Raw genomic sequence first — 18,103 nt, 5'->3', positions numbered from 1 at the left:
CAAGTATTAATTTACGGGTCTCTTATTAAGGGAATTTAAAGCTGAAATAACAGCTTAAATATAATATACGAGGAGAATATATTATGAATAACATCACTTTTAACAAATTAGATTTTTTAGGACTGGCTAGTGGCTCGATTCTTCTTACTGCTTTTATTTACGCCACTACGCTTGTATAAATTTTGTGTCCCCTTTCCCCTTTATCCCACTTTAATGGGCAGTAAGACCCCCACCTCAAAATTCAACGAAAGCAAAGAAGTTAGGTAGGGGATCAACTGCCCATAAAAGTCCGATTGGTGAGGGCTAATAATCAGTGGGGGATGAAGACCCCCCACTGATTAAAGTTTCACTTTATTATAAATAGTAATAGAAAAGACGACCGCCTATGCCCGGTCGTCTTTTCTTACTTTTGATTTGATTCCAAAGCTTCCTTTAGCTCCTCAAATTTCTCATTTAATTGGTCTGTCATCATTTTCATAACTGTTTTCCGATCTATTTGTTCTTCAGCATCAATTTGAATCGGATCTCCAAAAATCAATTGTGCCTTTTTCCCCTTTATTAATTCTTTTACACTTGATGGACCAACATAAGCTGCTGGTATTAATGGAACGTTAGAACGCATCGCAATTGTCACAGCACCAGCTTTTAACGAAACATCTTCTGTCGATCTCGTTCCACTCGGGAAAATCCCTACCACTTTTCCTTCTTTTAATAAGCGTGATGGAATTTTAAGTGTACTCGGTCCTGGATTTGCACGATCTACAGGGAATGCATTTACATTTTTAAAGAACCAATTTTTGAATTTCCCTTCAAATAATTCTTTTTTGGCCATGTAATGAATCTCTGTTGGGTACATCCCTGTAGCTAACATTAATACATCCATAAAACTTGTATGTGTACACGCAACAACATACGGGCCACCTTCTGGTAGCTTTTCTCTTCCTTGCACTTCTACTTTCCCAGCTGTTTTAAATATATATTTCAACAAAAATGTAATTGGTTTATACATTGGTTTCGTTCCTTTCTGAACATCCGAAGTATAGTCATTTTCTTACCTCAATTATAACACTAAGTTATAGGAGTTGGTAATAAAAATGAGTATTAATTGTTAAATTTCAATTGTTACAAAAGTGTAATTTTCTTGTAAGCTAATTCGATAGTTACTTCTTGCGATATTTCATACAATTAAGTCAGAAACAGGGCAACCATTATTCGAAAAGGAGCGGATCAATATGATGAACAAGCTGAAAACGAACAACCTTTTAAATACAATGGGCATGGTATTTTCCGCTCTTATCGATGCAAAAGCTGTTGCTTCTACATTAAATAAGTAAGGAGAATGCATCATGAATAACATTACTTTTAACAAATTAGATTTTTTAGGATTAGCTAGCGGCTCTCTTCTTCTTACTGCTTTTATTTACGCTGCTACGCTTGTATAACTTTGTGTCCCCTTTCCCCTTTATATAGAAAAAGACGACCGTCTATGCCCGGTCGTCTTTTTAAATGTTTCTTTCTTTTAACTCTTTTAAAAGCTCTATCATTTCAGCTTGTTGTTTTATCTTCTTACGACCATTTCGATTAATTGCTGCAAGCTCACAAGCAACTCCGACGGCAAAGAAAAACAATAAACTTTCTAACATGTGAAATCCTCCAATTGCCTATTAAACAGCTTGACGTAATTGCTCTTCTTGTAAAATCTTCTTATTTATATTTTCTTCTTTCCTCTGACAAACATTATTACGAATAAGTGCCGCAATAACAAGTAAAGTCCCTACAATATCAAACATTGTTATTTGATATCCTTGCATCATCATAATAACTAAAGTTGTAATTGGTACAAAATTAATAAATAAAATCCCATTAATGGACGATAAAATTTTCACACCATAGTTCCAAGCTAGTAACGCTACTATTCCTGGTAATGTCATCATAAATAATAAATCGTATTTCACAATAAAAATCGTTCTCATACTCGGAACTGAAACATATCCAAACGCCGTTATAATTATCGTTATAATTCCTGTAACGGTTGTACCGAATACACACGTCAATGTAGAATAACGTAATGTCGACCAATCGCTACACGTTTGACCACCCATCGTATAAATAACCCAACCTACAACTCCAACAAATATACATGCTAGTGAAAACATGTTATCTTTCAATGTTAAAAAGAAACTCATATCACCTTTTGTAATAACAAATACAGCCCCTATAAAAGCGATAATCATGCTCGTTATCATATACTTTTTCGGTTTTACACGCTTATATCCCCATAGGATACAAATAGAAATCATCGGCATAAGTGCTTCCATAATGGAGGCTACCATCACGCCTGATTTTCCCATTAACATTTGACCTAAAAATATAAGTACATTATATACAGTAAACGCCATCGTTCCGAAAAAGACGAGTAACTTTCCTCTTCCTTCTAAACGAAATGCCTGTTTCCCTTCTTTCATTAACAACAATATAATCAGCATTATCGCTACCGCTCCATAGCGAATAAGCGAAAAGTAAAATGGATCTATGTATTCTAACGCATGATCAGCAACTGGAAACATTGCTCCCCATGACATACTTGCAATTAAACACGCTAAAGCGCCTATTATCATTTGACCTTTTCTCACCGCAATCCCCCACTTCTTTCTATTTGCATAAAGAGAATTGTAAAAGAAAAAATATATCACGTAAAATGATTCGAAATGATGTTAACTATCATTTATAATGATAGTTAACATCAAGGAGGATCGTATTATGGAATTAAGAGATTTACAAATCTTCCAAAGCGTTGCTGACCAAGGTAGTGTAAGTAGCGCAGCAAAGGAATTAAATTACGTACAATCAAATGTAACAACGCGTATTAAACAACTGGAGAACGAGCTGAAAACACCGCTCTTTTATCGTCATAAACGAGGCATGACTTTAACAGCTGAAGGAAGAAAAATGCTCGTTTATGTTAATAAAATTTTGCAAGATGTTGAGGAGCTAAAACAAGTATTTTTAGATAGTGAAACACCCTCTGGCATATTAAAAATCGGTACTGTCGAAACAGTAAGTACATTACCTACCATTTTATCTTCTTACTATAAAAGCTATCCGAACGTCGATTTATCATTACAAGCAGGTTTAACAGAAGAATTAATTAGAGAAGTACTCGATCATCAATTAGACGGTGCTTTTATATCAGGGCCAATAAAACATCCCCTTATTGAACAATACGATGTTAGTACAGAGAAATTAATGCTTGTAACACAAAATAAAGCTTTTCATATAGAAGAATTTACAACAACGCCTTTACTCGTTTTTAACCAAGGATGTGGATACCGTTCCAAACTAGAACGATGGCTGAAAGATGAAGGTTTGCTACCAAAAAGAATTATGGAATTCAATATATTAGAGACAATATTAAACAGTGTTGCACTCGGCCTTGGAATTACACTCGTACCACAGTCTGCTGTCCATCATCTTTCTAAAGCAGGTAAAGTGCATTGCCATGCAATCCCTGAAAAATACGGTAGTATTTCAACGGTTTTCATACGCCGTAAAGATAGCTATATGACAAATTCAATGCGTAGCTTTTTAAAAACAATCGAAGAGCACCACCACATTAATATGCTTTGAAAGACATTCTTACACGAATGTCTTTTTTTCTTACAAAAGTGTAAGTCTTCCGTAAGCTAATTCGATAGTTGCCGGCGATCATATTTCCTATAATTAAGACATACAGCAGGGCAACAACAATTCGAAAAGGAGCGGATACGCATGATGAACAAAATGAAATCAAACAAATTTTTAAATATAATGGGCATGGTGCTATCCGCACTTGTCGATGCAAAAGCTGTTGCAACTACATTAAACAAATAAGGAGAGATTATAATGAACAACATTACATTTAACAAATCAGACTTTATCGGACTTGCAAGTGGAGCGACTCTTCTTACAGCTTTCATTTACACACTTGCTAAAGGTCTTGTTTAACACTTTGTTTCCCCAAACCCCTTTATATATAGAAAAAGCTGCTCGTCTTATAGACAAGCAGCTTTTTAGTTTGTTTCATATATAGTTTGACCTGTTTTCGTCATATCATATCCGCCAATCGCTTTTAGTTCATTATGAAATTCTTCCGATTGCAGAATGTCTTTTACAACTTCGATCAGCTTTTCATTTTCTTTATTCTTCAAAATCACTAAATCATACTGCTCTTTCATGATTGGAATAAAGTCTACATTTACAATTTGCGAAAACTTTTCTGATCCTACTCCCACATCAGCTTTCCCATTCGCGACTTGCGTCGCAACACCAAGATGGTTCGATTCTTCCCATTCATATCCACTAATACGTTCTTTATTTAAATTTTGAATGCGCAATTGTTCATCAACTAACACCCTAATACCAGAACCCTTTTCTCGATTTATAAATCGTATAGATGATTGAGATAAATCAGCCCATGTTTTTATATTTTTAGGATTCCCCTTTTGCACATAAAACCCAACGTTCCTTGCTAATAAATTAATCATCGTACATGGTTGTCCTACTAAAATACGTTTTACGTAAGGAACATTATATGTACCCGTTTCGCCATCAAACAAATGCAAGCTAACGATACTTCCTTCTCCTTGATACATTTTTACTAGGCTCGTTAAACTACCTTGATATGCCCTTAATATATTTGAACTTGGCAGGCGATTTTCTATACGTTTTGCCAACATGTCTAACGTTAGTTCTTGTCCACTAATAATACATGTATTCGAGATACTATTACTGTCATTCTTTACAGAAGTAACTTGTACGTTACCTGTTTTCATTTGCTTAATATATTGTTCTAAATCTGCTGCATCAATGCGCATCTGTCTACCAATTCTATAAGAAGGCAGTTCTCCTTTTTTAATTAAATCGTATACAGTTAATTTTGATACTTTTAATCGCTTCGCTACTTCTTCCGTTGTGTAGGAATGATGATCCATAGACGATTCCTCACTTTCTTTCTTCATTGTAACAAAGAAAAGAATATTTCTCCTATATTTTAAAAATAACTACATCGTTCAAATTATATTCAATTATAACTAGTTATATTTAGTTATATTTAGTTATAATTAATTATGTCAAAACGAAAGGGGATTTTTTATGAATAAGTTTACATTACAATCCATCGGGGCACTTATCCTTTCTTTTCTTCTTATATTTAGTGTTGCATGTACAAGCGGAGAGAAGAAAGAGAAATCAACCGCTAAAGAAGGAAAAACAGTTGAACTTACTATATCAGCAGCTGCAAGCTTACAAGATGCGCTAAAAGAAATTGAAACAAAATATAAAGAAAAAGAACCTAATATTAAACTTTCTTTTAACTTCGGCGCTTCTGGTGCACTTCAACAACAAATCGAACAAGGTGCACCTGCTGATTTATTCTTCTCAGCAGCCGAAGATAAATTCCAAACTCTCGTTAAAAAAGGATTCATTAATGAACAAGAGGGGAAAAATCTCCTTGGAAACGAACTCGTTCTAGTCGTCCCAAAAGATAGTTCTCTTACAAAAATTCAAGATTTAAAAGATGAAAAAATAAAAAAAATCGCACTTGGTACACCTGAATCTGTACCTGCGGGAAAATACGCAAAAGCTTCTCTCACACATGAAAATCTTTGGAATGACATTCAAAATAAAGTCGTATTTACAAAAGATGTTCGCCAAGTGTTAACATATGTAGAAACAGGTAATGTTGATGCTGGTATTGTATACAAAACAGATGCTCTTATTTCAAACAAAGTAAAAATTGGTGAGACAGCAGCGGCTACTTCTCATGAGCCAATTCACTATCCTTTAGGTGTTATAAAAGAATCTAAACACAAGAAAGAGGCGACTTCATTTTATGAGTATTTGCAGTCAAAAGATGCACAATCTATCTTTAAAAAATACGGATTTACAGTCCTATCATAATTGCCATGAGCTTTGATACTATTTTATCACCAATCTTTCTATCTTTACGAGTAGCTGCATGTGCCACCATTATCGTTACCATTTTAGGAACGATAATCGGACGAGCGCTAGCACGCTCCTCATGGAGATATAAAGTAATATTAGAAACTATTTTCTTACTACCAATGGTACTTCCGCCAACTGTAATCGGCTTTTTTCTCATTATCATTTTTGGAAATAACAGTCCTATTGGAACGTGGATAGAATCAATATTTCAGCAATCTATTATGTTCACATCTACTGCTGCTATCATTGCTTCTACAGTTGTTGCATTTCCGCTTATGTACCAATCAGCAAAAACAGGATTTTCTATCGCGAATGTACAAATTGAAGAAAGTGCTCGTGACCTTGGTGCAAGTGAATATCAAGTTTTTCTACACGTCACACTTCCGCTTGCATTTCCTGCCTTACTAAGTGGAATGATTTTGAGCTTTGTTCGTGCGCTTGGTGAGTTTGGTGCTACGCTCATGTTTGCCGGAAACATTCCTGGTAAAACACAAACTATCCCAACTGCCATTTACATGGCGATTGATACAAGTAATATGCAGCTCGCCTGGACACTAGTAGTTATCACTATTAGTATGTCCCTCCTATTTTTGCTATGTATTCAGCTTATTAATAAAAGAATTACTAACTCTTAAGGCAGCTCTTTTTGAAGCTGCTTTTTTATTTCTTAGGAAATAAAAATATACCACTGGGAAATGACTGAATTTTAAATTTTATTTAAATATACATTCTATTTGAATTTACTTTCTAAAATAGGCAATTTCCTGTTATTATATGGAGGTGTTTGAAAAAATGAAGAAATGAAAACGCATTTATATCGTGAATTCTTCATCCTGTTTTAGCGATCGGTAATCTTCTACTCTAGTAGTGGGGCATTACCGATCGTTAGAACGATATGTAATTATATTGGTATAGCAAAACGAAGGGAGTCTTGTAATGGACATTTTATTAGCGCTTCTTCCTGCAATTGCATGGGGAAACATCTTATTAGTAAGCGTAAAAATGGGCGGTGGTGCATATAGCCAAACGGTAGGTATGACAATCGGTGCTCTATTCTTCGCAACAATTATGTATGTATTTACTCAACCAGCTTTAACAATGACAATCTTGATTGTTGGTTTTATTTCAGGTTTATTCTGGGCTTTAGGACAAGTAAACCAATTAAAAACAGTTGAAAAACTAGGCGTTTCAACTACTGTAACAATTTCTACTGGTATGCAACTTGTTGCAACTTCTATCTTTGGGGTTATCGCTTTCCGTGAGTGGACTACTACTACAACGATTATTCTGGGAACGATTGCAATCCTATTAATCGTAGTTGGTGTTGTATTCACATCATTAGACGATAAAGAAAATGCTCAGCCACCAGGACAATTGAAAAAGGGACTTCTTACTTTAATTGTTTCTACTTTTGGCTATCTTGTATATGTAATTATTATTCGTTGGTATAACATCGATGGTTGGTCTGCTATTTTACCACAAGCAGTTGGTATGTTTGTTGGTGCGGTTGTACTGACATCTAAACATAAACCATTTAACAAATATGCAATCCGTAACGCTTTATCTGGTTTACTATGGGGAACTGGAAACTTATTCTTACTTCTTTCATTACCACGTGTCGGAGTAGCAACAAGCTTCCCATTATCTCAAACTGGAATCGTTATCTCAACATTTGGTGCGATTGTCTTCTTAGGCGAAAAGAAAACGAAACGCCAATTGATCTTTATTGCACTAGGTAGCGTTTTAATTATCGGCGGCGCTGTATTACTTGGTATGACAAAAGCATAAACTTATAATCTATTAGTAAACCCCTGAAGCACATATGCTTCAGGGGTTTTTTAATTCTAATTATTTTCTAGATATAATTATTTGTATGTTTTTGGCCCTTATAATTATTCTTCCACTCTAGCAAACCCGCTACACATATAAAGAGATTAATAACAGCTAATATTAGCATAACATATAACCCAGTGGAGATATAAATTGAAATACTAACTACATTATATAAAATCCATAAATGCCAGTTTTCTAGGATTTTTCGACTTAGCATAAATTGAGCTACTAATCCTAGTACAGCATTTAAAGCGTCTAAATATGGACTTGTTGATTCTAAGTAATGGACTTGATAATACCCCCAACCAATCCATGCAACTAAAATAAAGATTATATAAAAAATCCAACCTTGCAAATCTAAACGAACTGTTGCTTTTACCTCTTCCTCCCCACTACGTGCAATCCAATGATACCAACCATATACATTAAATATAAATTGAAAACCTGCCAATACTGCCATTGCATATAAACCTTGTGTAATAAAAATATACAGAAATACCGCAACGGTAATCATACCGAATAAAAAGTTGGATACTTTTTCTCTTGCTAATAGCCAAACATTAATAATTCCCATGACCGATGCAAAGATTTCAATATAGCTCGATTGAATATACAATCCAACCAATACACAAATAATACTAGTAATGAGTAAAAAGAGCGGACTTCTAATCATAATCATCTCTCCCCAGATGTGTAATAAATTCCCTATCACCAGTATAAGGAATCACTCTCCCTTTCACCATTAATTTCCTACTTTTCATTATCTATTCCATCTACAATAAGCCTTTTCTTTTTACAAAATTCTCTTAAAAATGGTATCGTTTTTTATAACATATCTCCACTAGAAAGGAATAGAGGATATGCTAACTAAACATCGAATTCTATTTATTGGTGCTGGTCGTATGGCAGAAGCTATATTTTCCGGATTACTTAAAACAAGCAAAGAATACATCGAAGAGATTATCGTTTCTAACCGAAGCAACGTAGAAAAGCTAGATCAATTACGAGCGCGATATAATGTGTCTACTACAACAGATTGGAAGCAACATGTTACATCTGTTGATACGATTGTTTTAGCAATGCCGCCTTCTGCACATGAAGAATTATTAGCAGAGTTATCTCCGTTACTATCGAATCAACTTGTCGTAACGGTAGCTGCCGGCATCGGCCCATCTTATTTAGAAGAAAGACTTCCTAAAGGAACGCCTGTTGCTTGGATTATGCCAAATACAGCTGCTGAAATTGGTAAGTCTATCTCCTTATACACGATGGGACAATTCGTAAACGAGACTGATCAAGAAACCCTGCAATTGCTTTTAGGGGGCATTGGTACTTCGCAACTTTGTACCGAGGAAGAAGTTCATCAACTTACTGCAGTTACTGGAAGTGCACCAGCCTTCCTTTATTACTTTGCTGAAAGTTTAATTGAAGCAACAAAAAGTTATGGAGTCGATGAAGCAACCGCAAAACACCTTGTCATTCAAATGATTTCTGGCTCTGCTTCTATGCTTGAACAAACACAAGATCCAGCTAACCTCCGTGAACAAGTAACAACGCCAGGTGGTTCCACAGCTGAAGGTCTCAAAGCTTTATATGAATATAATTTTTCAGAGGCAATTCAAAAAGCAGTAGAAGCAACAAACAAAAAAGCTAGGGGGAAATAATATGAATTTAACAAGTTTAAAAGATTATACAACGTTACATAACGGTGTAAAAATGCCTTGGTTCGGTTTAGGTGTTTTTAAAGTAGAAGATGGTTCAGAAGTAATTGAATCTGTAAAATCAGCAATTAAAAATGGTTACCGCAGCATTGATACTGCAGCAATCTATCAAAACGAAGAAGGCGTTGGACAAGCAATCCGTGAATCAGGTGTTGCACGTGAAGAATTATTTATTACATCAAAAGTATGGAATAGCGATCAAGGATATGAAACAACACTTCAAGCATTTGAAACTACATTAGAAAAATTAGGTCTAGAATATTTAGATTTATATTTAGTACATTGGCCTGTAAAAGGAAAATATACTGAATCATGGAAAGCGTTAGAAAAGCTTTATAAAGATGGCCGTGTTCGCGCTATCGGTGTGAGTAATTTCCACATTCACCACTTACAAGACGTATTTGAAATTGCTGAAATTAAGCCAATGGTCAATCAAGTGGAATACCACCCACGTTTAGCACAAGAAGAATTACACGATTTCTGTAAAGAACATAATATCCAGCTTGAAGCTTGGTCACCGTTAATGCAAGGACAACTACTAGATAATCCAACGTTGCAAGAAATTGCGAAAAAATATAATAAATCAACTGCGCAAATTATTTTACGCTGGGATTTACAAAACGAAGTTGTAACAATTCCCAAATCAATTAAAGAACATCGTATTATTGAAAATGCAAACATCTTCGACTTTGAATTAAGTGCTGATGATATGAAAGCAATTCAAGCTTTAAATGAAGATCGTCGCGTTGGTCCAGATCCAGATAACTTTAACTTCTAGTAGAAAAACCACTGCCATATGCAGTGGTTTTTCGTTAAAGAAAACTGAAAATTTAAACTATATTTCATTCAGTTGACACTTCATCATCCAAGGTGTAAGATTTTGAATTATCAAAGAAACAAAAAAATTAATAAAGTTTATTCGTTTACTCATTGTATCAAGAGAGGTGGAGGGACTGGCCCTTTGAAACCTCGGCAGCAGGTTCATTTTTGAATACTGTGCCACTTCCTGCAAGCTTTATAGCTTGAAAGATAGAATGAGGGACTTCGTTTATATACGGGTGCATAACTTGTACGTAAAAATCCCTCTTTCTCAATATGAAAAGAGGGATTTTTTATTTTTCATTTCCCTCATCATCATCCAAACTTAATTATTTAGGAGGAAAATCAAATGAAAAAGAAGTTTGTACCCGGTATTGCATCAGTTGTAGGAGTAAGTATTTTATTAACTGGTTGCGGTAGTTATAAAAACGAAGCAAGCGGAGCAAATGCAAAAGACGAGGCGCCTAGTAAACAGGTTTTAAACTTATCTTCACCTACTGAAATACGAACAATGGATACAGCTCGTGCTACAGATACTGATTCTGGTCAAGTAATGAGAAACGTATTTGAAGGTTTGTATAACCTTGGTGAAGGTAATAAACCTGTCCCTGGTGTTGCAAAATCTCATGAAGTAAGTGGCGATAAAACGAAATACACATTCCACCTGCGAGATTCAAAATGGTCAAACGGTACTCCTGTTACAGCGAAAGATTTTGTCTTCGCTTGGCAAAGAGCTGTCGATCCAGCAACAGCCTCTGAATATGCATTTCTATTCTTTGATATTAAAAATGCAACAAAAATTAACAACAAAGAACTTCCAGCCGACCAACTTGGTGTAAAAGCAGTTGATGACCATACGTTTGAGGTAGAATTAGAGCGTCCTGTTCCTTATTTTATTAGCTTAACAGCGTTCCCAACATTTCTACCAATTAACGAGGAATTCTTTAAAAAACAAGGTGATAAGTACGCTTTAGAAGACAATACAATCTTGTACAACGGCGCTTTTACACTAAGCGATTGGAAGCATGAACAAAGCTTTAAATTCAAGAAAAACCCTACCTATTGGGATAAAGATACTGTCAAACTAGAGGAAATCAATTTTAACGTCGTAAAAGAAAAATCAACAGAAGTAAACTTATTCGAATCAAAACAATTAGACCGTATAAAATTAACATCTGATTTCGTTGATAAATATAAAAAGGATGCAAACTTTAAAGAACGCCCGAACGTAGGCGTACAATTTTTACGTATGAATCAACAAAACAAAGTACTGCAAAACGTTTCTGCACGCCAAGCAATTGATCAAACAATTGATCGAAAATCCTTTGTAAATACGTTATTAAATGATGGCTCTACACCAACCTTTGGTCTCGTTCCAAAAAACTTTGCAAAAGGGCCTGATGGAAAGGACTTCCGTACTATAAATGGAGATTTAACTAAAGTTGATACAAAATCTGCACAAGAGTTATGGAAAAAGGCAAAACAAGAGCTTGGTTCTGAAAAGATTACATTAGAATTATTAACGAGTGATGCTGACCTTGATAAGAAAACAGGTGAGTTCTTAAAAGGACAAATAGAAAAGAATTTAGATGGATTAACAGTAAATGTGAAACCACAACCACGTAAACAACAAGTTTCACTTTTATTAAAAGGTGACTATGAAATCGGTATTGATGGCTGGAGCCCTGACTTTGCTGACCCAATTACATTCCTTGAATTGTTTACAACGAATAACCCTTACAACTTAGATCATTACTCTAATAAGGAATTCGATGAAACAATTGAAAAAGTGAAAACGACTTTAGCTGGTGATGAAAAAGCTCGCTGGGAAGCATTACTAGCATCTGAAAAAATATTATTTAAAGACTCTGTTATCGCTCCCCTTTACCAAAAAGGCGAATCTTATTTAGAACGTTCTTATGTGAAAGGAATTGTGCAAGTAGACTTTGCAGGTCAATTAAACTTCAAATGGGCACAAATTGAAAAATAAAAGGCAAGCTGAATCGATATTTTTCTATCTACAGTAATTATTTTATTAAAAAAATGTATTAAAAGCGGATTCTCAATAAGAGGAAATCCGCTTTTTTAATATATTATTTCAAAAAATTAATGCTCAACTTTTTATTATTGACATATAGTTCTCTCCAGTGTTAATATTCTAAACAATCAAAGAAACGAAATATTTCACCATCATAATATAACGTCTACTACGTCGAAGCATATAATGATAAATTATAGTTCAACATGTATATACATATAGAACACCTGATTACCTACATGTACATATTTATAATAGGTTTTCTCTTCTTCTATAGATACACTTCAAAACATGGACATTATGACGTTACGAAACAACACATTTAGGGAGGAACGAACAATGAAGAAAAAAGTTGTACCTGTTGTTGCATCTGTTTTAGGGGCAAGTCTATTACTAACTGCTTGCGGGGGAAATAAAGATAACGCAAGCGGAGCGAAAGCAAATGATAAAGCACCTGATAAACAAGCAATTAACTTATCATTTGCTTCAGAAATTCCAACAATGGATGTTGCAAAAGCAACGGATGGGGAATCCATGAACGTAATGCGTAATGTTTTTGAAGGGTTATATGCAATGGGAGAAGATAATAAACCGATTCCTGGTGTCGCTGAGTCGGTTGACGTTAGTCCCGATAAAACGAAATATACATTCCATCTGCGTGATTCAAAATGGTCAAACGGTACTCCTGTTACAGCAAAAGACTTTGTCTTCGCTTGGCAACGTGCCGTAAACCCTGATACAGCAGCTGAATATGCATTCTTATTCTTCGATATAAAGAATGCGAAACAAATAAACCAAAAACAATTGCCGATTGATCAACTAGGGGTCAAAGCTATTGATGACAAAACATTAGAAGTACAACTAGATCGTCCTGTTCCCTACTTCTTAAGTTTAACGACATTCTCAACATTCTTACCAATTAATGAAGAGTATTTAAAGTCTCAAGGCGATAAATACGGTTTAGAAACAAATCATTTAATTTACAACGGTGCCTTCACATTAGATAACTGGAAACACGAGCAAAGCTTCCAACTGAAGAAGAATCCTAACTATTGGGATGCTAAAACGGTGAAATTAGAAGAAATCAACTTCAATGTCGTTAAAGATAAGTCTACAGAAGTTAATTTATATGATTCAGGACAAATTGATCGCGTTGCTTTAACTGCGGAGTTTGTTGATAAATATAAGGGCGATCCAAACTTCAAAGAACGCGCTGAAGTTGGCATTCAATTTTTACGACTCAATCAAAAAAATGAAACATTAAAAAATCAACATGCACGCCTTGCTATTAACGGAGCAATGAATAAGAAAGCATACGTAGAAACAATTTTAAATAACGGCGCTGTTGCAGCTGAAGGAATGGTTCCTGCGAAATTTGCAAAAAGTCCTGATGGCAACGACTTCCGTAAAGAAAATGGAAATCTAGTGAAAGATGATGTGAAAACAGCGAAAGAAAACTGGAAAAAAGCGAAGCAAGAACTGGGTACTGACAAAGTAACAATTGAACTCTTAACAAGTGATAATGCTTTAGCTAAAAAGACTGGTGAATATTTAAAAGGTGAACTAGAAAAGAACTTAGATGGATTAACAGTAAATTTAAAACCACAACCACGTAAACAACAGTTAAAACTACTGTTAAGTGGTGACTATGAAATCGGTATTGATGGCTGGGGCCCTGACTTCGCTGATCCAATTACATTCTTAGATTTATTTACAACAGATAGTGCTTACAACTTCGATAAATACTCTAACAAAGAGTACGATGAGCTAATTCATAAAGTAAAAACAGATTTAGCTGGTGATGAAAAAGCTCGCTGGGAAGCAATGAAGCAAGCTGAAAAAATTCTATTACAAGACGGTGCTGTCGCTCCTTTATACCAACAAGGTCGTTCTTACTTACAACGCTCTTTCATTAAAGGACTTGTAACAACTGACTTCGGTGGTGAGTTTAACTACAAGTGGACAGAAGTTGCAAAATAATAAGTGCTAATAAAAAGGTATCCCACCGAGGATACCTTTTTATTTTATGCTTCTTTAACTACAGAGCTTCTTCTTCCCTTTACCATTCCTTTTATGGCTAAAGTCATCACTGCTACTGATTGTGTAACCAATACAATAACTAATAATGAAATAATATTTCTCTCTAAACTAACTCCTCCAAATATTATTGTATAATAGCCATTCGCTGCATATGTTGCAGGAAATAATCCGCCGATTGTTTGATATGTTTTAGAAAGCATCTCATGTGGGACAATTACACCGGAACTTACAAGTTGTAACGATAGTGAGATAATATTAAAAATCATACCTGCGTTTCCAAACACAGTTAGAAACATTTGTGTTAATGAAAGAAATGCGAAGAAGACTATTGCTTGAAACACCCATATACTCCATACCGTTTCGTGCATCTCAATTTGGAAGCCTTTCATCAAACCAATTGTAATACATGCAAGTAAAATCGATACTGTACCGTTTATAATTTGTCTTGATAAGAAATTACTCCAACTGCCCTTTACTTCTTTTGCAACTTTTGATAATTCCATACTCATTATCATTGCTCCTACAAATGAAGCTAATACGATCATTAGCGGTACCATATTCACTGAAAATCCTTTTGCATCATTTACTTTATGAACTGTAAAACCAATTGAATCTTCAGTTAACCCTTTTATCACTTCTACATTCTCATGTCCTACAGCTTGTAGCTTTCCGACAATCACTTGTTTCTTATAACTTGCTACCTCTTTATTTACATTATCTCGAATTTGTTTTGCAGCTCCTTCCATCATTTGCTTTGCCATCATGGCATTCGCTTGATTAATGTGGAAGTTTAAATTTGATTTTCCTGTTTCATTTATATCTTTTGAAAAAGAAGCAGGAATTTCAATAATCATATTGTACACATGGTCATTCATTTCTTTGTTTGCTTTTTCCACAGAATGTTCTGCCCTCACTTGAAATGGTAAATTTTCTCTGTAAGCCTTCTGCTATTTTACTCCCTATATTTGCATCCTCATTCACAATAGCAATACGCATTTGATCTGCTCGTTCATTCACTCCATCATATGCCGTTAACCACACGCAAAAGAAAATAAGTTGGAATGATAGCGCTACGATCATTCCTACATACGTACCTGGTCTTTTCAAAAACTGTTTTAATGTATCCATCTTCCCGCTCTCCCACTCAACAAGCAAGTACATGCTTGCATTTTATTTTAAATAAATACTAGGGTCTTAATGCCCTAGCATATAAAACAATATTATTTTCAATAAATTTCTCATCATCAACTTCTGTCAGGCGATCGGCAAAACGTAATTTAGATAAGAAATATCCAAAATTAATCCAGATAAAGTTCATTACTTGCGCTTCAATATTTGTATCAATAATGTTTCCTTTTTCCTGCATTTTTGCAAAATAGATACTTAATTCTTCTTTTAGTCCTTGTGGTATTTTAGCAATTTCCCCGTCTAATTCAGGAAATTCTCCAGCCTCACGTATACCAATAGCAATAATATCTTTTACCCCATCTAAAAAATTATGATAATGCCTTGCTAAGTTCTTTAAATCCGTTTCTAATTCCCACACAATTTCTGTTTGTAAAAACTGCTTTAAATGCGGTACATATGAAAATTCAGCAACCGCAGCTTCAATAACACCCTTCTTACTTTTAAAATTGCGGAATATCGTTACTTCATTAACACCAGCACGCATTGCAATTTCTTTCGTTGTCGCTGCTGTATATCCTTTTTCTTTCACTAATTCAATCGCTGCTTGAATAATTTTTTCTGCTGTCTTTGAACGCGCCATAAAACCCTCTCTTCCTCATGCAAGTGATCACTTACATTCAGATTATATAACTTTTCTAATAATTGTCAATAATCCTTTCTCCCTTCTTTTTGCACGGAACCAAAACTCATCATAAATATAAACACAAACATCAAATATGTTCTCCACGTCAAAGAAGGTATATGCCCTGACCAAAGATAGCTAACTAAATAATTAATTCCCATAATACAAGACGATATTACTAAACTAATACTTATTAGTTTTACATATTTGAGCATATCTTTTCTCCTTTTTTTATTTTTCTAATTCTTCAAATTGTAGATTCACTGGTTCTTCTAAGAGTGTTTCATAAAAGTTCTCTGCCAAATCTGTTGTAGGAATTTTTTCATCTACTTCATCAAATCGAATACTATCTAGCCACACATAACCTTCTCCTGATAATAAAACACCAAATGCAATACCAAGCGCTCCTTCTTTTATATCTAATACAACTGAGTACGATTGCCAATTATTCGTATTTTTAATGGGACGATTTTGCATATTATCCATAGCAAGCGGTTCTGTCTCTTTTCCATCTACTCGCATCCACAATCCTGCCCAATCTCTTACATTTTCACTCTTAACAAATGCTGTAAAACGTAATCTCTTCCCTACATATTTATCTGCTCTGAACATTTGCATTAATGTTGAAAATCCTCCGTGCGTAACATTCTCTTTTGCTTTTATGTATGCAGATACTTTCCCTTGATGGACAACTTCATAATCTAAACCCATCTCATATTCAGCAGGATGACTTCCACTTAAGATCCATCCTTTCGGTATACCTTTTTGCATTGAAACACCCTCTCTTTCTATATAAAATGACTGGAAGTACTTTCGATATTTCTTTGGTGGCAATTGAAACATTCTTTTAAAAGCTCTCGTAAATGCCTCTTGTGAGGAAAAACCATATTGCATTGCAATATCAATAACTGCTCTTTCAGTCGATACTAAAGTCTGCGCAGCATGAGTTAACCTTCTCTTTCGAATATAATCCGTTACACTCATCCCAACATATCTTTGAAAGATACGATGAAAATGGTACATCGATACTGCACTGTAAGATGCCACTCTTTCTGTTGTAAGCTCCTCATGTAAGTGATTCTCTATATATTCAATTGATTTTTTTATTATCTCTTTATACTCTTCATGCATTTTAGTCCCTCTCTCACAACTTCAATTTACCATATACATACAAATCGTTTTTGATTTAAATTGCGGATTAGCCCTTATGACTACAGAATAATAATTTATTTTCAACACATACATAATTACATGTTTTTGGGAAAAACTTGTATAGAACGAATTTACATAAGGAGGAATTTATAATGAGAACTCTACTATCAGTTTTATTAGCTCTTATGCTAGTACCTGCATTAACAGGATGTAAAGCTCCTGCAAAAGAAGATACAACTTCTAATAAAAAGACGACTGAAGAAGCAAAAAACGAGGCTCCTGCAGATTTAAAACTAAACTTCAATGAATTCGATTTAAAGGCAGACTACCAAGATACAAAGAAAGACTACGAAGCAGACTATAAAAATGTAGCAGCTGATAAGAAAATGGAAGCAAAAATTGAAGATCATAAAGCAGATGTAAAATTAACAGGAGACGAGGCTATCACAAAATTAAGCCCACTTCTACAAGAATTAAAATTTGATAAAGATACTGCTGACCAAGAAGTAATCGATCAAGTAGTGAACGTGTTCAAACTTGATAAAGACTATCAAAAAGTTGATTTAGAAGTTGTCTTCTCTGATGGAACGAAAAAAGAATATAAAAGAGAAATAAAAATAAAGAAGTAGGCAGTTAAAATGTACCCTATAGAATAGACACTTAAAAAAAAGTCTATTCTATAGGGTCTTTCTTGTATAATGAGAGAAA

The 18,103-nt window shown here is 34.6% G+C and carries 20 protein-coding genes, 1 pseudogene and 1 riboswitch; of the genes and pseudogenes, 12 read left to right on the top strand and 9 right to left on the bottom strand.

Annotation, left to right across the window (positions count from 1 at the left end; all coding sequences use genetic code 11):
- Positions 1-83: 83 nt before the first annotated feature.
- Positions 84-179: a DUF3948 family protein gene (locus tag PDQ33_RS24655; RefSeq protein ID WP_001060001.1), complete on the top strand. Its 96-nt coding sequence runs from the start codon at positions 84-86 to the stop codon at positions 177-179.
- A 224-nt stretch (positions 180-403) separates the two neighbouring features.
- Here PDQ33_RS24655 and PDQ33_RS24650 read toward each other — a convergent pair whose 3' ends face one another.
- On the bottom strand, positions 404-1,009 hold the full coding sequence (locus PDQ33_RS24650) for a lysophospholipid acyltransferase family protein (RefSeq protein WP_270756771.1): 606 nt from the start codon (positions 1,007-1,009) through the stop codon (positions 404-406).
- A 337-nt stretch (positions 1,010-1,346) separates the two neighbouring features.
- Between PDQ33_RS24650 and PDQ33_RS24645 the strand changes: the two genes are divergently transcribed.
- Positions 1,347-1,442, top strand: a complete 96-nt coding sequence (locus tag PDQ33_RS24645) for a DUF3948 family protein (protein WP_001060007.1) — start codon at positions 1,347-1,349, stop codon at positions 1,440-1,442.
- 60 nt (positions 1,443-1,502) lie between these two features.
- Here PDQ33_RS24645 and PDQ33_RS24640 read toward each other — a convergent pair whose 3' ends face one another.
- Positions 1,503-1,643 (bottom strand): YrzO family protein, encoded by a 141-nt coding sequence (locus PDQ33_RS24640; protein ID WP_000894066.1) that lies wholly within the window; start codon positions 1,641-1,643, stop codon positions 1,503-1,505.
- 21 nt (positions 1,644-1,664) lie between these two features.
- A complete protein-coding gene (locus tag PDQ33_RS24635) occupies positions 1,665-2,633 on the bottom strand; it encodes a DMT family transporter (protein WP_142242855.1) in 969 nt (322 codons plus the stop codon).
- A 127-nt stretch (positions 2,634-2,760) separates the two neighbouring features.
- Here PDQ33_RS24635 and PDQ33_RS24630 point away from each other — a divergent pair, with 127 nt between their 5' ends.
- Both PDQ33_RS24630 and PDQ33_RS24625 read left to right on the top strand, forming a co-directional pair.
- The gene (locus PDQ33_RS24630; protein WP_000423059.1) at positions 2,761-3,627 is read left to right on the top strand and encodes a LysR family transcriptional regulator; all 867 of its coding nucleotides are present in this window, start codon (positions 2,761-2,763) and stop codon (positions 3,625-3,627) included.
- Positions 3,628-3,882: 255 nt separating this feature from the next.
- On the top strand, positions 3,883-3,984 hold the full coding sequence (locus PDQ33_RS24625) for a DUF3948 family protein (RefSeq protein ID WP_001060016.1): 102 nt from the start codon (positions 3,883-3,885) through the stop codon (positions 3,982-3,984).
- A gap of 65 nt (positions 3,985-4,049) precedes the next feature.
- Here PDQ33_RS24625 and PDQ33_RS24620 read toward each other — a convergent pair whose 3' ends face one another.
- Positions 4,050-4,997: a helix-turn-helix transcriptional regulator gene (locus tag PDQ33_RS24620; protein ID WP_000712212.1), complete on the bottom strand. Its 948-nt coding sequence runs from the start codon at positions 4,995-4,997 to the stop codon at positions 4,050-4,052.
- Between the two features lie 133 nt (positions 4,998-5,130).
- Between PDQ33_RS24620 and modA the strand changes: the two genes are divergently transcribed.
- The 3 genes from modA to PDQ33_RS24605 all read left to right on the top strand — a co-directional run bounded on the left by modA (position 5,131) and on the right by PDQ33_RS24605 (position 7,770).
- Positions 5,131-5,937 carry a molybdate ABC transporter substrate-binding protein gene (gene modA, locus PDQ33_RS24615; RefSeq protein WP_001032220.1) on the top strand — a complete coding sequence of 269 codons (807 nt, stop codon included), beginning with the start codon at positions 5,131-5,133 and terminating at the stop codon, positions 5,935-5,937.
- Between the two features lie 5 nt (positions 5,938-5,942).
- A complete protein-coding gene (gene modB / locus PDQ33_RS24610) occupies positions 5,943-6,617 on the top strand; it encodes a molybdate ABC transporter permease subunit (protein ID WP_270756770.1) in 675 nt (224 codons plus the stop codon).
- Positions 6,618-6,918: 301 nt separating this feature from the next.
- Positions 6,919-7,770 (top strand): GRP family sugar transporter, encoded by an 852-nt coding sequence (locus PDQ33_RS24605; protein ID WP_000353544.1) that lies wholly within the window; start codon positions 6,919-6,921, stop codon positions 7,768-7,770.
- 67 nt (positions 7,771-7,837) lie between these two features.
- Here the strand turns inward: PDQ33_RS24605 and pnuC are convergent, their stop codons facing one another.
- Positions 7,838-8,488 (bottom strand): nicotinamide riboside transporter PnuC, encoded by a 651-nt coding sequence (gene pnuC / locus PDQ33_RS24600; protein WP_000621368.1) that lies wholly within the window; start codon positions 8,486-8,488, stop codon positions 7,838-7,840.
- 187 nt (positions 8,489-8,675) lie between these two features.
- Between pnuC and proC the strand changes: the two genes are divergently transcribed.
- From proC to PDQ33_RS24580, 4 genes are all read left to right on the top strand, one after another.
- A complete protein-coding gene (gene proC / locus PDQ33_RS24595) occupies positions 8,676-9,479 on the top strand; it encodes a pyrroline-5-carboxylate reductase (protein WP_000956262.1) in 804 nt (267 codons plus the stop codon).
- Position 9,480: 1 nt separating this feature from the next.
- Positions 9,481-10,314: an aldo/keto reductase gene (locus tag PDQ33_RS24590; protein WP_001054823.1), complete on the top strand. Its 834-nt coding sequence runs from the start codon at positions 9,481-9,483 to the stop codon at positions 10,312-10,314.
- Positions 10,315-10,465: 151 nt separating this feature from the next.
- Positions 10,466-10,572: riboswitch (SAM riboswitch) on the top strand.
- A 132-nt stretch (positions 10,573-10,704) separates the two neighbouring features.
- Positions 10,705-12,345 (top strand): peptide ABC transporter substrate-binding protein, encoded by a 1,641-nt coding sequence (locus PDQ33_RS24585; protein ID WP_270756768.1) that lies wholly within the window; start codon positions 10,705-10,707, stop codon positions 12,343-12,345.
- Between the two features lie 387 nt (positions 12,346-12,732).
- On the top strand, positions 12,733-14,373 hold the full coding sequence (locus PDQ33_RS24580; protein ID WP_000731078.1) for a peptide ABC transporter substrate-binding protein: 1,641 nt from the start codon (positions 12,733-12,735) through the stop codon (positions 14,371-14,373).
- Positions 14,374-14,417: 44 nt separating this feature from the next.
- Here PDQ33_RS24580 and PDQ33_RS24575 read toward each other — a convergent pair.
- The 4 genes and pseudogenes from PDQ33_RS24575 to PDQ33_RS24560 form a co-directional block, all read right to left on the bottom strand.
- Positions 14,418-15,561 (bottom strand): annotated as a pseudogene (locus PDQ33_RS24575) (YhgE/Pip domain-containing protein).
- Between the two features lie 58 nt (positions 15,562-15,619).
- Positions 15,620-16,201, bottom strand: a complete 582-nt coding sequence (locus tag PDQ33_RS24570) for a TetR/AcrR family transcriptional regulator (RefSeq protein ID WP_000124366.1) — start codon at positions 16,199-16,201, stop codon at positions 15,620-15,622.
- A 65-nt stretch (positions 16,202-16,266) separates the two neighbouring features.
- Complete coding sequence (locus tag PDQ33_RS24565; protein WP_000922549.1) at positions 16,267-16,458, bottom strand: hypothetical protein; 192 nt, start codon at positions 16,456-16,458, stop codon at positions 16,267-16,269.
- Between the two features lie 16 nt (positions 16,459-16,474).
- Positions 16,475-17,374 (bottom strand): helix-turn-helix transcriptional regulator, encoded by a 900-nt coding sequence (locus tag PDQ33_RS24560; RefSeq protein ID WP_000544209.1) that lies wholly within the window; start codon positions 17,372-17,374, stop codon positions 16,475-16,477.
- A gap of 173 nt (positions 17,375-17,547) precedes the next feature.
- On the opposite strand from PDQ33_RS24560, the gene PDQ33_RS24555 reads away from it, so the two are divergent.
- On the top strand, positions 17,548-18,024 hold the full coding sequence (locus PDQ33_RS24555) for a YusW family protein (protein WP_270756765.1): 477 nt from the start codon (positions 17,548-17,550) through the stop codon (positions 18,022-18,024).
- Positions 18,025-18,103: the final 79 nt, after the last annotated feature.

Origin of the sequence: Bacillus cereus group sp. Bc031 (genome assembly GCF_027716265.1) — a bacterium.
Classification (GTDB): Bacteria; Bacillota; Bacilli; order Bacillales; family Bacillaceae_G; genus Bacillus_A; species Bacillus_A paranthracis.
The sequence above is the reverse complement of the archived record's forward strand: the minus strand, read 5'-3'. Positions and strand labels throughout refer to the sequence as shown.

What these genes read in the sequence shown, in the direction of transcription:
- PDQ33_RS24640 (WP_000894066.1), bottom strand. Translation starts at nt 1,643, where the DNA reads ATGTTAGAAAGTTTATTGTTTTTCTTTGCCGTCGGAGTTGCTTGTGAG.
- proC (WP_000956262.1), top strand. Translation starts at nt 8,676, where the DNA reads ATGCTAACTAAACATCGAATTCTATTTATTGGTGCTGGTCGTATGGCA.
- PDQ33_RS24555 (WP_270756765.1), top strand. Translation starts at nt 17,548, where the DNA reads ATGAGAACTCTACTATCAGTTTTATTAGCTCTTATGCTAGTACCTGCA.
- PDQ33_RS24560 (WP_000544209.1), bottom strand. Translation starts at nt 17,374, where the DNA reads ATGCATGAAGAGTATAAAGAGATAATAAAAAAATCAATTGAATATATA.
- pnuC (WP_000621368.1), bottom strand. Translation starts at nt 8,488, where the DNA reads ATGATTAGAAGTCCGCTCTTTTTACTCATTACTAGTATTATTTGTGTA.
- PDQ33_RS24620 (WP_000712212.1), bottom strand. Translation starts at nt 4,997, where the DNA reads ATGAAGAAAGAAAGTGAGGAATCGTCTATGGATCATCATTCCTACACA.
- PDQ33_RS24650 (WP_270756771.1), bottom strand. Translation starts at nt 1,009, where the DNA reads ATGTATAAACCAATTACATTTTTGTTGAAATATATATTTAAAACAGCT.
- PDQ33_RS24605 (WP_000353544.1), top strand. Translation starts at nt 6,919, where the DNA reads ATGGACATTTTATTAGCGCTTCTTCCTGCAATTGCATGGGGAAACATC.
- PDQ33_RS24570 (WP_000124366.1), bottom strand. Translation starts at nt 16,201, where the DNA reads ATGGCGCGTTCAAAGACAGCAGAAAAAATTATTCAAGCAGCGATTGAA.
- PDQ33_RS24645 (WP_001060007.1), top strand. Translation starts at nt 1,347, where the DNA reads ATGAATAACATTACTTTTAACAAATTAGATTTTTTAGGATTAGCTAGC.
- modB (WP_270756770.1), top strand. Translation starts at nt 5,943, where the DNA reads ATGAGCTTTGATACTATTTTATCACCAATCTTTCTATCTTTACGAGTA.
- PDQ33_RS24565 (WP_000922549.1), bottom strand. Translation starts at nt 16,458, where the DNA reads ATGCTCAAATATGTAAAACTAATAAGTATTAGTTTAGTAATATCGTCT.
- PDQ33_RS24655 (WP_001060001.1), top strand. Translation starts at nt 84, where the DNA reads ATGAATAACATCACTTTTAACAAATTAGATTTTTTAGGACTGGCTAGT.
- PDQ33_RS24590 (WP_001054823.1), top strand. Translation starts at nt 9,481, where the DNA reads ATGAATTTAACAAGTTTAAAAGATTATACAACGTTACATAACGGTGTA.
- modA (WP_001032220.1), top strand. Translation starts at nt 5,131, where the DNA reads ATGAATAAGTTTACATTACAATCCATCGGGGCACTTATCCTTTCTTTT.
- PDQ33_RS24630 (WP_000423059.1), top strand. Translation starts at nt 2,761, where the DNA reads ATGGAATTAAGAGATTTACAAATCTTCCAAAGCGTTGCTGACCAAGGT.
- PDQ33_RS24580 (WP_000731078.1), top strand. Translation starts at nt 12,733, where the DNA reads ATGAAGAAAAAAGTTGTACCTGTTGTTGCATCTGTTTTAGGGGCAAGT.
- PDQ33_RS24585 (WP_270756768.1), top strand. Translation starts at nt 10,705, where the DNA reads ATGAAAAAGAAGTTTGTACCCGGTATTGCATCAGTTGTAGGAGTAAGT.
- PDQ33_RS24625 (WP_001060016.1), top strand. Translation starts at nt 3,883, where the DNA reads ATGAACAACATTACATTTAACAAATCAGACTTTATCGGACTTGCAAGT.